Raw genomic sequence first — 15227 nt, forward strand, 5'->3', positions numbered from 1 at the left:
GAATTGATGCGCCGCCGCCTGGCCGAGCGAGGGGTGAAAGCCGCTTCCGGTCAAGCTCCCGTGTCGGCCCGCCACTTCGGCCCGGCTCCGCTTTCGGCTGCCCAGCGCCGGATGTGGCTCCAGCACGCTCTGGACCCGGAAGGCGTCGCGTACAACGTCTGTGTCGGCGCCCGTCTCACCGGGCCCCTGTCGGAGGAAGGCCTGGAGCGGGCACTGCGGACGGTCGTCGACCGTCACGAGGTGCTGCACTCCGTGTACCGTGCGGCCGACGACGGGGAGCCGACGCAGGTCGCGGTGGACTCGCAGGCACTGCGCTTCGACACCACCGACCTGTCCTCGCTGCCCGCGCCGGAACGCGAGGGTGCGGTGGACCGGGCGGCGTCCGAACTCGCCTCCCAGCCCTTCGATCTCACCGCCGACCTTCCGGTCAGGCTGAAGCTGTTGCGCCTTTCGGCGGAGGAGCACGTCCTGCTGCTGGTGGCCCACCACATCGCCTGGGACGACGCCAGCTGGTCCGTACTCCTCACCGAGTTGCGGGCCGTCTACACCGGGGGCGAACTGCCGGCGCTTGCCGCGCAGTACGCCGACATCGCCGTCCGCGAGGCGAAGCGGCCCGGCTGGACCGAAGAGGACCTCGGCTACTGGCGGCGCACCCTGGCCGACCCTCCCCCGCCGCTGCCCCTCGCCACCGATTTCTCCCGCACCGGGGACCGGGCCGAGCAGGGCGGCCGGATCACCCGTACGCTGCCCGCGACCCTCCGGGAGCGCGTGCACGCGACCGGCCGGTCGGAGGGAGCCACTCCCTTCATGGTCCTGCTGGCGGCGTTCAGCGCCCTGCTGCACCGCGTCGGCGGAACCGACGACCTGATGGTCGGCTCTCCGACCGTCCACCGCGAGGACCCCGGAGCCGACGCGCTCGTCGGCAATTTCGGCAACACCCTCGTGCTGCGCAGCCGCACCACGGCCGACACCACCTTCCGCTCCTTCCTCCGGGACGTCCGCACGGTCTGCCTGTCCGCCTACGCACACCAGCGCGTCCCGTTCGACACCCTGGTGCAGGAGCTGCGCCCCGAACGGGCCGCCGGCCACCAGGTCTTCTTCGACGTGATGTTCTCCCTGCGCAGCGACGTGTGGGAGGGCTTCGACCTGCCCGGCGTACGGGTCACCGAACGTCCCGTGGACAACGGCGCGGCGGCGTTCGACCTGGCGATGGCCGCGATCCTGTCCCCCGACGGGACCCTCGGCCTGGACATCACCTACCGCACCGACCTCTACTCCGAGGCCACGGTCGAAGATCTGATCCGTCGCTTCGAAACCCTGCTGGCCTCCGCGCTGGACCGGCCGGACACACCGCTCGGTGACATCGAGCTGCTGGGCCCGGGCGAGCGCGAGCTGGTCCTCGACACCTGGGGCAGCGACCGCCGTCCGCAACGGCACACGACCATCGCGGAGATGTTCCGCGCGCAGGCCCGGCGTTCCCCCGACGCCCAAGCCCTCGTCTGGGAGGCCGAAGGGCCGGGCTCCGCCGGCGGTTCCCTGACGTACCGGGAGCTGGACGAGCGCTCGGACCTCCTCGCGGCCGAACTCGCCGCGCGCGGTGCCGTTCCCGAGAGAGTCGTGGCCATCGCGCTGCCCCGCTCCGAGAATTTCCTGATCAGCGCCCTGGCCGTGCTGAAGACCGGAGCCGCCTACCTGCCGGTCGACCCGGACTACCCGGCGGACCGGATCGCCATGATGCTGGAGGACGCCCGGCCGGCGCTCCTCGTGACCGAGAGCGGTACGGCTCCGCGGCTTCCCATAGCCGGCATCCCCGTCCTGCGGATCGACGACGCGGACCGGGGCGCGGACGCGCCCGCCCCGTTCGGAGTCTGTCCGGCCACCCCCGAGCAGGCCGCGTACCTCATCTTCACCTCGGGCTCGACCGGGCGTCCCAAGGGCGTCGTGGTCACCCACGTGGGCATACCGAGCCTGGTGTCGACCATGGCCGAGGAGCTCGGCGCGGGTCCCGGAGCCCGCGTCCTGCAGTTCGCGTCGATGAGCTTCGACACCTCGGTGTGGGAATGGACCATGGGTCTGCTCACCGGTGCCGCGCTCGTCATCGTTCCCTCCGACAAGCGGCTCGGGGTGCCGCTGGCGGAGTTCTGCGCCCGCCATGCCGTCACCCACCTGACCCTGCCGCCCGGCGTCCTCGCCACGCTGCCGGACGAGCGGGCCCTGCCCGCCGATGTCACCCTCATCGTGGCCGGTGAGGCGTGTCCGCCCGAGATGATGCGGCGGTGGTCGGCGACCACCCGCATGTTCAACTCGTACGGCCCCACCGAGACGACCGTCGACGCCACCCTGTGGGCCTGCTCACCGGATCACCCGCGCCCGGTCGTTCCCATCGGGCGCCCCGTGCACAGCACTTCGGTGCGGCTCCTGGACGACCGTCTCCGTCTCGTCGCGCCCGGCACTCCAGGTGAGCTCTTCGTGGCGGGCGAAGGCCTGGCCCGCGGATACCTGGACCAGCCGGACCTCACGGCCTCACGCTTCGTCGCCGACCCCTACGGCGCTCCGGGGTCGCGGATGTACCGCACCGGAGACCTGGCCCGCTGGACACCCGACGGGATCCTGGAATACCTGGGCCGGGTGGACCACCAGGTCAAGATCCGCGGCTTCCGGGTGGAGCCCGGCGAGATCGAACAGCTGCTGCGCGCGGACGCCGAGGTCGCCCAGGCGGCCGTCATCGCCCGCGAGGACACTCCGGGCGACCTCCGCCTGGTCGCCTACGTCACGCCTTCGGCGCCCGGCGGCCGGCCCGACACCGCGCGGCTGCGCGCGGAACTCGCGGTGACGCTGCCCGACCACATGGTCCCGGCCGCCATCGTGCCGCTGGAGGAGCTGCCGCTGACCAGCAACGGCAAGCTCGACCGCCGGGCCCTGCCCGTGCCCGTGTACAAGGCCACGGTCGGCCGCGCCCCGGCGAGCGCCGAGGAAGCCCGCCTGTGCCTGCTCTTCGCCGACGTGCTGGAACTTCCCGAAGTCGGCCCGGACGACGACTTCTTCGAGCTGGGCGGGCACTCCATGCTCGCCGCAAAGCTGATCAGCCGCATCGACTCCGAACTGGGCTTCCGCCCGCGGCTGCGCGCCCTCTTCGACGCACCGACCCCCGCCGGCATCGCCCGTCTGTCCGGTGCGGCGGCCACCGGCCCGGCCACCGGACTTCCTGCGCTCCGTCCCCGTGACGGCGGCGGCCCGGCGCCGCTGTCCTTCGCCCAGCAGCGGCTGTGGGTCCTCAGCCGTCTGGAGGAAGCCGGCGCGGCCTACAACATTCCGCTGGCCCTGCGGATCGAGGGGCCGCTGGACACCGCGGCCCTGCACGCCGCCGTGCGGGACGTGGCCGGCCGTCACGACATCCTGCGTACCGTCTTCCTGGAGGAGAACGGCAGCCCGGTGCAGGTCGTCCTGCCCGAGTTCCGGGCGGCGGGCCTGGAAGTGCGCACCGTCGCCAAGGCCGACCTGGAGGCCGCGCTGACCTCCGCCTCGGCGCACGTCTTCGCCCTGGCGGAGGAACCGCCCCTGCGGACCACGGTCTTGCACCTCGGTCAGGACGACCACGTCCTGCTCCTGCTCCTGCACCACATCGCCGGTGACGGTCAGTCCCTGCAGGTCCTCGTGGGTGAGCTCGCGGAGGCCTACGAGGCCCGCCGCGGCGGCGCGGCCCCCGCGTGGCAGCCCCTCCCGGTGCAGTACGGCGACTTCGCCGTCTGGCAGCGTGAGGCGCTGGGCGACCCCGCCGACCCGCAGAGTCCGGCCGCCGTGCAGGCGGCGTACTGGCGGGCGGCGCTCGACGGTGCTCCCGACGAGCTGCGGCTGCCGACGGACCGGCCGCGGCCGGCCGAGTCCGGCAACACCGGCGGCCTGACCCGCTTCGAGGTCGGCCACGACACCGCACGCGCCGTGCGCGAGCTGGCGGGCCGGCTGGGCGTCACCCCCTTCATGGTCTACCAGGCCGCCGTGGCCGTCCTGCTGGGACGGCTCGGGGCTGGCGAGGACATTCCCCTCGGCACCCCGGTCGCGGGCCGCCCCGACGCGGCGCTCGAAGGCATGGTCGGGTTCTTCGTCAACACGCTCGTGCTGCGCACCGACATCTCGGGCTCGCCGTCCTTCGAGGAGCTGCTGCTCCGGGTCCGGCGCTCCAACCTCGACGCGTACGACCACCAGGACCTGCCGTTCGAGCGGCTCGTCGAGATCCTGAACCCGCCGCGCTCCACGGCCCGCCACCCGCTGTTCCAGGTGATGGTGGTGCACCAGAGCGGCACCGCCTCCGAACTCCCCGTCGAGGGCCTGCGTTCGCGTCCCCACGTCGTGGCCACCGAGACGGCGACCTTCGACCTCAGCCTGACGTTCATCGAGGACTTCGACCCCGACACCGAGCCGGGCGACGTCAGCGGCTTCGCCGAGTACAGCCGTGACCTCTTCGACCGCTCCACGGTCGACGCCTTGACGGCGCGCCTGGGCGGGCTGCTGGCTTCGCTGGTCAGCCGGCCCGAACTGCCCGTGGACCGGCACGACCTCCTCTCCGCCGAGGAGCGCGCGGTGTTGCTCGCCCCGCCGGTCCCCGCACCCTCCGCACCCGCCCTGCACGTGGTGGTGGCGCGGCAGGCAGCGCTGACTCCCGACGCCGTGGCCCTGGTGACCAGGGGCGCCGACGGCGCCCTTGAGTACATGACGTACGCGCAGCTCGACGCCGCTGCGGACCGGACGGCCCAGCTGCTGGCGAGCCGCGGCGCCGGCCCGGAGAAGCTGGTCGCGCTCGCCCTCCCCCGCCGCCACATGGTGCCCGCCCTGCTCGGTGTGCTGCGGTCGGGCGCCGCGTTCCTTCCCCTGGACACGGCCTATCCCCCGGAGCGACTGGCCGAGACCCTGCTCGACGCTGCACCGGTGTGCGTCCTCACCTCCAGGGAACTCGGCTTCACCCCGCCCGGCGGTGTCGACGTCCCGACGGTGTTCCTGGAGGACCCGGCCCCCGCCGGATCCCCCGTGCCGACGGGTGCGGTGGACCCGCAGGGCGCCGCCTACGTCATCTACACCTCCGGCTCCACCGGGAAGCCCAAGGGTGTCGTCGTATCGCACGCCAACCTGTCCAACCTGTTCTCGGCGCACACCTCGACCCTGTTCCCGCCCGAGGTGCCCGAGGCAGGAGGCCGACGCATCCGCGTGGGCCACATCGCCTCCTTCGCCTTCGACGCCTCGCTGGACCCGGTGGTCCTGATGGCGGGCGGCCACGAGCTGCACGTCCTCGACGAGGACACCTACCCCGACGCCGAAGCGGTGGCCGGCTACGTCGCGGCGCAGGAGATCGACTACCTGGACCTGACCCCCGCCCACCTGCAACAGCTGATGAAGCACGGCCTCCTCGCCGAAGACAGGCACCGCCCGGTGCTCCTCGGCCCCGGCGCCGATGCCATGCCCGACGCCCTGTGGCGGGAGCTCGGCGAGAACGGGGCGGTGACCGCCTACAACTTCTACGGGCCGACGGAGTGCACCGTCGACTCCGTCGTGGCCAAGGTCACCGGGCAGGGAGCGCCCCGCATCGGACGGCCCATCGCGGGCGCCGGCGCGTACGTGCTCGACGCGCGTCTGAGCCCGGTCCCCGCGGGCGTCACGGGCGAGCTGTACATCACCGGCGCCGGGCTCGCCCGCGGCTACCTCGGACGCGCGGCCCTGACCGCCGAGCGGTTCGTCGCGGCCCCGTTCGGCGAGCCCGGCGAGCGGATGTACCGCACGGGTGACCTCGCGCGGTGGACGGCCGACGGCGAGCTGGAATGCCTCGGCCGCGCCGACCACCAGGTGAAGATCCGGGGGTTCCGCATCGAACCCGGCGAGATCGAGGCGGTCCTCGGCCGGCACGACGGCGTGAGCGAGGTCGCGGTCATCGCCCGGGACGACCTGCCCGGCTCGCGCCGCCTGGTGGCGTACGTGGTTCCGGCCCCCGGCCGCGCCGCCGATCCCGAGGGCTGGCGCGCGCACGCGTCGGCGCTGCTCCCCGAGCACATGGTGCCTTCGCTGTGGGTGGCGCTGGAAAGCCTGCCCCAGTCCGGCAACCGCAAGCTGGACCGGGCCGCGCTGCCCCTGCCCGAGCTGCCCGTCGCGGGCGGCGGCCGGAGCCCGGCGACGGAGGCGGAGCGCGTCTTCCGGGACCTGTTCGCCGACCTGCTGGGCCAGGAAGGCGTGGACGTCGACAGCAACTTCTTCGAACTGGGCGGCGACAGCATCGTCTCCATCCAGCTGGTGAGCCGGGCCCGCGCCGCGGGCTGGTCCGTCGGGCCCCGCGAGGTGTTCCGCCACCAGAGCCCGGCCGCGCTGGCGGCGGTCGCCACGCCGCTGGCCGGCGCCGCCACGGCGCCCGCCGACCCGGGTACCGGCCGGATCGCCGAAACCCCGATCATGGCCTGGCTGCGCGAGCTCTCCGAGTCCGTCGACCCGCCGGCGCCGATCGACGCGTACAGCCAGGGCATGACGCTCGTGACCCCGGGCGGACTGACGCGGGACCGGCTCGTCTCGGTGCTGCAGACGGTGCTCGACGCCCATCCGGTGCTGCGTTCGTCCCTGGTGCGCACGGATGACCGGCGGTGGGCCCTGGACGTGCCGGAGCCCGGTACGGTCCGGGCCGAAGACCTGCTCCGGATCGCCGCCGCAGACCTCGCGGACGAGGCCGCTGCCGCCGCCGACCGGCTCCGGCCCGCTGACGGAACGATGCTTCAGGCGGTGTGGCAGCCCGGCGCCGATCCGGCTGCCGCGGGACAGCTGGTCCTCGTCATCCACCACCTGGTGGTCGACGGGGTGTCGTGGCGGATCCTGTGCGCCGACCTCGCGGCGGCCTGGCAGGGGGACGACCCGACGGCCGCCCCGACGGGGACGTCCGTACGGACGTGGTCCGACCGGCTCCGCGCCTACGCGGCCGACGGCGCCCCGACCAGGGCCGAGAAGTGGACGGCCGCTCTGAGTGACGGAGTCAGCCTGCCCGGCCTCCCCTTGGACCCGGCACGCGACACCACGGGCACCTCGCGCCGGCACACGGTGGAGGTCGGACCGGAGCTGACGGGGGCTGTGCTCTCGCAGATTCCGGCCGCGTTCCACTGCGGCACCGAGGACGTGCTGCTGACCGCTCTCGCCCTGTCGCTGTCCGAGCAGAGCCGCAGCCGGCCCGGCTCCGGCGGGGCCGACACCGGTGTCGTCGTACAGCTGGAGGGCCACGGCCGCTACGAGTCCGCCGTTCCCGGTACCGACCTGTCGCGCACCGTCGGCTGGTTCACCACGGTCCATCCCGTACGGCTGGACGCCGGCCGCGTCGACCCCACGACCGCCAGGCACGGGGGGCCGGAAGTGGGCCAGGCGCTCAAGGCCGTGAAGGAGCAGGTGCGGGCCGTTCAGGACGGCGGCGACGGCGGTCTGGAGTTCGGCGCCCTGCGCCACCTGAACCCGGACACCGCCGGCGAACTCGCCGCCCTGCCCGTGCCCGAGATCTGCTTCAACTACCTCGGACGCATCGGTGGCGGTGAGGGACGGACCCCGTGGGAGCCCATCGCCGGTGAGGCCGGTCTCTTCCACCGCACCGACCCGGCCCTGCCCCTCGGGCATCGCCTGGAGATCGACGCCCTCGTCGCCGCAGACCCCCGCGGCCCGGTCCTGCGCGCCACCTTCTCCTGGGCCGGGGAGGCAGTGGACGAAGCGGGGGTACGGTCCCTCGCCGACGCCTGGCTCGCCTACCTGGACGCGCTGTCCGTGCACGCGGACAACCCCGACGCCGGTGGCTGGACGCCCTCCGACCTCTCCCTGACTGGCCTCAGCCAGGACGAGATCGACGATTTTGAATCCGATTGGAGCCTTTCGTGACTGCCCGGTCCGACCTCGAAGACATCCTCCCCCTCACGCCCCTTCAGGAGGGTCTGCTCTTCCGCGCCGAACTGGACGACCAGGGCCACGACGTGTATGCGGGACAGCTCTCCCTCACCCTGAGCGGTCACCTGGACCCGGATCGGCTGCACGTCGCCGCCCAGCGCCTGCTCGACCGGCACCCCGCTCTGCGCGCCGCCTTCCGCCGCAACAAGCAGGGCCGCGCCGCCGCCCTGATACCCAGGCGGGCCACCGTCCCGTGGACGTTCACCGACCTCGGTGCCGTCGCGGAGGCGGGGCGCGAGGCCGAGGCGGACCGGCTGACGAAGCATGACCTGGAGCAGCGCTTCGATCTCGGCCGACCGCCGCTGATCCGGTTCGCCCTCGTACGGTTCGGACCGGAGCACCACCGGCTGACGCTGACGGTGCACCACATCATCCTCGACGGCTGGTCGCAGCCGATCCTCGTGCAGGACCTGTTCGCCCTGTACACGTCGGGCGGCGACCGCGCCCTTGCGCCCGTCGCCTCGCCGCGCCGCTACGCGGAATGGCTGGGAGCCCGGGACAAGGGCGCGGCGGCGGACGCGTGGCGCACCGCGCTCGCGGGCCAGGAGCAGCCGACCCTGATCGCCCCGGGTGCCGGCTCGGCGGTCACGGAGGTGCCCCTCGGTCTGGTCGTCGAGCTGGACGAAGAGCTCACCACCACGCTCGGCGCCACCGCACGCTCCCGCGGCCTCACTCTGGGCACGGTCGTCCAGGGGGCGTGGGGTCTTGCGCTGGCCCGGTCGCTGGGCCGCGACGATGTCGTCTTCGGGACGACCGTCTCGGGCCGGCCGGCCGACCTGCCCGGTGTGGAGGCCATGGTCGGCGTCTTCATCAACACCGTTCCCGTACGGGTCTGTCTGCCGCCGGCCGAGCCGTACGCCGTCGCGCTGGCCAGGCTCCAGGAGGAGCAGTCCCGGCTCGCCGACCACCAGCACCTGGGGCTGGCCGAGATCCAGCGGATCGCGGGCGGAGGAGACCTGTTCGACACCCTCGCGGTCGTCGAGAACTATCCCTTCGACCCGGACAGCCTGGCCGAGCTCGCGCCCGGTCTGCGCCTGACGGATTCGGGGGGCGGGGAGGGCGTGCACTACCCGCTGGCGCTGACCGTCCTGCCGGGCCGGCGCATGCGCCTGGAGCTGGGGTACCGGCCGGATGTCATCGCCCGGGACGACGTGGCACGGATCGCCGAGCGGCTGCGCCGGGCCCTGACGGCGTTCGCCACGGCGCCCGACACTCCCCTGGGCCGCATCGACCTGCTCGACGCGGCCGAAACGCACGCACTGACCTCCTCGGACACCACGAAGGCCGTCCCCGACACCACGCTGACGGCGCTGCTGGCCGACCAGGCGGTGAGGACGCCGGATGCCACCGCGGTCCTGTTCGAGGACCAGGAGCTGACCTACTCGGAGCTCGACGCACGCGCCGGGCAGGTCGCCGACTGGCTCGTCGCCCGCGGAGTCCGGCCCGGTGACATCGTCGCGGTCGCCCTGCCCCGCTCGGTGGATCTGATCGTGGCCCTGGGCGCCGTACTGCGGGCGGGGGCCGCCTACCTCCCGCTCGACCCGGGATATCCCGCCGAGCGCCTGGCCCTGATGCTGGAGGACGCCGAACCGGCCGCGCTGCTCTCCGACTCGGCAACGCTGGCTCTCCTTCCCGCTGACGCTCCGGCGCCCGGCGCCGCCGTCCTCGCGCTGGACTCGGCCGACGCCGCCGCGCTGCCGCCGGCCACGGGCACCCGGGTGCCGGTGCGCCCCGAGCACCCCGCGTACGTGATCTACACCTCGGGTTCGACCGGGCGGCCCAAGGGCGTGGTCGTACCGCACCGCGCCATCGTCAACCGCCTGCTGTGGACGCAGGACGAGTACGGCCTCACCGCCTGCGACCGCGTCCTGCAGAAGACCCCGTCGAGCTTCGACGTGTCGGTGTGGGAGTTCTTCTGGCCGCTGATCACGGGCGCCACGCTGGTCGTGGCCAAGCCCGGCGGCCACCAGGATCCGCGCTACCTGGCACGCCTGATCCAGGAGCGTGCGGTCACGACCGCGCACTTCGTCCCGTCGATGCTGCGGGCCTTCCTCCAGGAACCGGAGAGCGCAGGCTGCACGGGCCTCACCCGCGTCCTGTGCAGTGGAGAGGCACTGGGCGGCGACCTCGTCGAGACCTTCCACGCGCTGTACGGCGGACAGGTGGAACTGCACAACCTCTACGGACCCACCGAGGCCGCGGTCGACGTCACCTCCTGGCCGTGTCCGCCCGCCGGTGCCCCCGGAGCGGCGGTGCCGATCGGCCGGCCCGTCTGGAACACCAGCGTGTACGTGCTGGACGCCGCACTGCGGCCGGTACCGGCCGGCGTGCCCGGGGAGTTGTACCTGTCGGGCACGCAGCTCGCCGACGGCTACCTCGCCCGGCCGAACCTCACCTCCGAACGCTTCGTCGCCGACCCGTACGGGGCGCCCGGCACGCGCATGTACCGGACCGGTGACCTCGCCCTGCGTACCCCGGACGGCGTGGTCGAGTACCTGGGCCGCACCGACGGCCAGGTCAAGATCCGCGGCTTCCGCATCGAAACCGGGGAGATCGAGGCCGCCCTGCTGAGCCGGCCCGAGGTCACGGAGGCGGCCGTGGTCGCCCGTACGGTGCTCCGGCAGTCCGATCCGGTCCTCGTCGCCTACGTCGTGGGCGCACCCGGCTCGGCACCCGATCCGTCCGTGCTGCGCACCGCGCTGGCGGCGAGCCTGCCGCCGCAACTGCTCCCCTCCGCGTACGTCGTCCTGGACTCGCTCCCGCTGTCACCGAGCGGCAAGCTGGACCGGTCCGCGCTGCCGGACCCGGACCAGGAGCCGTCCGCGGACGGCCGCAGACCCCGGACCCCCTCCGAGGGGATCCTGTGCGATCTGTTCGCGGAGGTGCTGGGCCTGCCCCAGGTCGGCATCGACGACGACTTCTTCGCGCTGGGCGGCCATTCGCTGCTGGCGACCCGGCTCGCCAGCCGGGTCCGTTCGGTGCTCGGCGTCGAGCTGCCCTTGCGCACCGTCTTCGACCACCCGACCGTCGCCGCGCTCGGCACGCGTCTGGGCGACCGAGCCGACCGGCCGGTCCTGCGCGGTGGTGAACGGCCCGATCCGCTCCCGCTGTCGTTCGCGCAGGCCCGCATGTGGTTCCTGTACCGGCTGGAGGGACCCAACCCGGCGTACAACATGGCCTTCGCCGCGCGGCTGTCCGGGCCCCTCGACACCGATGCGCTGCGGGCGGCCCTCGGTGACCTCACCGAGCGCCACGAGGCCTTGCGTACGGTCCTCCCCGACGAGAACGGCACACCTCGTCAGCTCATCCTCGCCCCCGAAGCGGCCCGGCCCCTGATGCCTGCCGGCGACGTGACCGGGAGCGAGCTCGCGGACCGTCTGGCGCGGGCCGCCGCCCACCCCTTCCGGATCGACGAGGAACAGCCCTTCAGGGCCGAGCTGTTCACGGTCGGCCCCCAGGAGCAGGTGCTCCTTCTGGTCCTGCACCACATCGCGGCCGACGGCTGGTCCGCACTGCCGCTCCTACGGGACCTCGCGGACGCATACACGGCCCGTGCGAGCGGGAAGACCCCGGGCTGGTCTCCGCTGCCCGTGCAGTACGCGGACCACGCCGTGTGGCAGCGGAAGCTGCTCGGCGAGTCCGAGGACGCACCAGGGCTCCTGGAGGCGCAGAGCTCGTACTGGCGCAAGGCCCTGGACGGGCTGCCCGAAGAGCTGACGCTGCCCACCGACCGCCCGCGGCGCGCGATCCCCACACTGCGCGGCGCCACCGTGGAAGCGGAGATCCCCGCAGAACTGCACCGTTCCCTGCGGACGTTGGCCAGACGCTGCGACGCGAGCGTCTTCATGGTCCTGCACGCGGCGCTCGGGGCGCTGCTGACGCGTCTGGGCGCCGGCACGGACATCCCGATCGGTACTCCGATCGCGGGCCGGACCGACGACGCCGTCGACGAGGTCGTCGGGTTCTTCGCGAACACCCTGGTGCTCCGCACGGACACCTCCGGTGATCCCGGTTTCCGTACCCTGGTCTCCCGGACCCGGGAGACCGACCTCGCCGCCTACGCCCACCAGGACATCCCGTTCGAGCGGCTGGTCGAGCTGCTGAACCCCGCGCGCTCCATGGCACGCCATCCCCTGTTCCAGGTGATGCTCAGCCACCAGAGCCGGCCCGCCCTCGACCTGACGCTCGGCGCGTGCACGGCCGTTCAGGAGCCGGTGGAGATGGGCACGGCCAAGTTCGACCTCGCATTCGAGGTGGTGGAGGTGCAGGGCGCCGACGGCATGACCCTCGGCATCGAGTACAGCACCGACCTCTTCGACGCGGCGACGGTGTCGAACATGGCCACCCGGCTCGTGCGCCTGCTCCAGGCCGTCGTGGCCGAGCCCGACCGGCCCCTGGGAAGCCTGGAACTGCTCTCCTCCGAGGAGCGGAGCCGGGTGCTCGGGGAGTGGAGCGGGACTTCGCTGCCGGGGGGCGCCGGCACGCTGACCGAGCTGTTCGAGGAGCAGGTGCGCCGTACCCCCGACAGCACGGCCCTGGTGTGCGGGGAAACCTCCTACACCTTCGCCGGGCTGGAGGAGCGGACCGCACGCCTGGCCAGGCTGTTGGTGGACCGCGGGGTCGGCCCGGAGCGGATCGTGGCCTTGCTGCTGCCGCGTACGGCGGACACGGTGGTGGCACTGCTGGCCGTCATGCGGGCGGGGGGCGCGTACCTGCCGATCGACCCGGGATACCCGGCCGGCCGCATCGAGCACATCCTCGGTGACAGCGCGCCCCGACTCCTGATCACGACGGCGGAGCTGGCCGACCGGGCCGGGACCGTGGCCACGGACACGCTGCTGCTCGACTCCGCCGAAGTCCAGTCGGCCCTCGGCGGGGAGGGTGACACGGGAGCGGGCAGGCCGGCACTGCCCACCCCATCGCGCAACCACCCGGCGTACGTGATCTACACCTCGGGTTCCACGGGTCTGCCCAAGGGCGTGGTCGTGGAGCACCGGAGCATCGCGAACCTCTTCCACAGCCACCGCGAGCTGCTCTACCGCCCGACGGTCGCCACCGCCGGGGGCCGCGCGCTGCGGGTCGCGCACGGCTGGTCGTTCGCCTTCGACGCTTCCTGGCAGCCCCAGTTGTGGATGCTCGACGGTCATGCCCTGCACATCATCACCGAGGACACGTTGCGCGACCCGTCGTTGCTCGTGTCCTTCATCGAGGATCACCGCATCGACTTCATCGAGGTCACGCCCTCGCACGCGATGCAGTTGGCGGGTGCCGGGCTGGTGAAGGAAGGCCGTTCTCCGCTGCTGGCCTGGGGGGTTGGCGGCGAGGCGGTCCCTTCTCCGATGTGGAAGCAGCTGCGCGACCTCTCCGGCACGGCGGCGTTCAACCTGTACGGGCCCACCGAGGGCACGGTGGACGCGCTCGCCGCGCGCGTCGGCGACAGCGACCGGCCTCTCGTGGGACGCCCCACGGCGAACACCCGCGCCTACGTCCTCGACGCGGCGCTGCGGCCGGTGCCGCCGGGCGTCATCGGCGAGCTCTACCTGGCGGGCGCGGGGCTGGCCCGCGGATACCTGGAACGCCGGACCCTGACGGCCGAGCGCTTCGTCGCCGATCCGCACGGACCGGCGGGAACGCGGATGTACCGGACCGGTGACCTCGTCCGGTGGATGCCGGACGGTTCGGTCGACTACCTCGGCCGCACGGACGAGCAGGTGAAGATCCGGGGCTTCCGCATCGAACTGGGCGAGATCACGGCGGCGCTGGCATCGGAGGCTTCCGTCGAGCAGGCGGCGGTCGTGGTCCGGGAGGACGGCGCCCGCGGGAAGCGGATCGTCGCGTACTGCGTGCCGGCGCGCGGCGCCGTGGTGGATCCTTCGGTCTTGCGCGTCGCGCTGGCCCGTTCGCTTCCCGACTACATGGTTCCCTCGACGTTCGTCTCCCTGGACGAACTGCCGCTCACGGATCACGGCAAGCTCGACCGTGCGGCCCTCCCCGCCCCCCGCGAGGAGGTCCGTCCGAGCGGCCGGCGCCCGCAGGGCGAGGGGGAGGAACTGGTCTGCTCGGTGTTCGCCGACCTCCTGGAGGTGCCGGAGGTCAGTGCCGAGGCCAGCTTCTTCGACCTGGGCGGACACTCCATGCTCCTCGTACGCCTGCGTGAGCGGCTGAAGGAGGCTGCCGGCGTCCACCTCGGGATCGCCGACTTCTTCGCCCATCCGACGGCGGAGGCATTGGCGGTACTGATCCGGGAACGGGAGACGAGCGGTAGCTGATCCACGGGGCCCGGGCTCACAACGGCCCGGGCCCCGTGGGCCGTAGCGTCACGGGCGGCCGCAACCGTGTCGCGTCGCTGATCGGCCAGAACCCCCTTCCCCCCACACCCATAAAACAATAAGGTTTGCCTTACCTAAATTTGACGGAATGGTCCATCAACTCCCCGGAATCCGGCGCCCGTTGTCACCGATGCGGGGCATCGGCCGCGTCCGTACGCCCTTGGCAGTCGGGTCGGATTCCGCATCGGCCTCACCACCATCCAGAAGATCCATTTCATGGGATCACTCCTTCAGCGGGCCACGAGCCCCACAATGAACGCGGAGAACGACGTAGTCCGGCAGGAGGCTTGCGGAAAGTGAAGAACCCGGAACCGGATCAGCTGGCCCAGCGCCAGGAGTGGGCGAAACTGCTGATCGCCGAGCTCGCCTCGTCCCCCGACATCGACGAGGCGTTGACCACTGCGGTCCACGGCCGGCGAAATCTCGCCGCCGAGACGAACCTCCGACGTGCCAACGCGCTCCACGCGGCCGCGATGGGGCTCGGGCCCGCAGGATGCGCCACCGCAGCCGGAGTCTCGGAGTCCATTCTCGCGAGCTGGCGCAAGGACCCTTCCTTCGACAACGCCATGGCGTCGGCATCGGCCCTCGCCGTCGCGCACGAGGTCGCCCCGCGTGGACGGATCAATGGACTCGGCCTCCACCTGGTTCTTCGATCCATCCTCCAGGGGGCCTTTCTCGGCACTGCGGCTGCGAGCATCGGCCTGAGGAGCGACCAGATCCTACGGATACGCCGCGAGAATCCGCTGATCGACAGTCTCATCGAGACAGCCGTGGCCCAGGGGCGAGTCCGGCGCCCCAAGCGGCGGCTCAAGCACCCGTTCTCCTACCGGCTGGTCGACCGCACCGAAGCCTCCAGCGCCGGCGCCCCACCGGCTACGGCGGACCGGCAAGACCGTCCGGAGGGCCGCGGGCACCAACGCTGATGCGCCACCACACCCCCGTACAGTAGGTAAG

At 72.7% G+C, this 15227-nt stretch carries 3 protein-coding genes; all 3 read left to right on the forward strand.

The genetic code is table 11. From position 1 onward, the window contains the following. Positions 1-6 precede the first annotated feature (6 nt). The 3 genes from MTF69_RS34965 to MTF69_RS34975 all read left to right on the forward strand — a co-directional run bounded on the left by MTF69_RS34965 (position 7) and on the right by MTF69_RS34975 (position 15196). On the forward strand, positions 7-7878 hold the full coding sequence (locus tag MTF69_RS34965) for a non-ribosomal peptide synthetase (RefSeq protein WP_279346667.1): 7872 nt from the start codon (positions 7-9) through the stop codon (positions 7876-7878). Further along, positions 7875-14213 carry a non-ribosomal peptide synthetase gene (locus MTF69_RS34970; RefSeq protein ID WP_243340408.1) on the forward strand — a complete coding sequence of 2113 codons (6339 nt, stop codon included), beginning with the start codon at positions 7875-7877 and terminating at the stop codon, positions 14211-14213. Before MTF69_RS34965 ends, MTF69_RS34970 begins: the two co-directional genes overlap by 4 nt. A 356-nt stretch (positions 14214-14569) precedes the next feature. Beyond that, the gene (locus MTF69_RS34975; protein ID WP_243340409.1) at positions 14570-15196 is read left to right on the forward strand and encodes a hypothetical protein; all 627 of its coding nucleotides are present in this window, start codon (positions 14570-14572) and stop codon (positions 15194-15196) included. The last annotated feature ends 31 nt before the right edge of the window (positions 15197-15227 follow it).

The sequence above is a fragment of the Streptomyces sp. AP-93 genome (genome assembly GCF_022808175.1).
Lineage (GTDB): Bacteria > Actinomycetota > Actinomycetes > Streptomycetales > Streptomycetaceae > Streptomyces.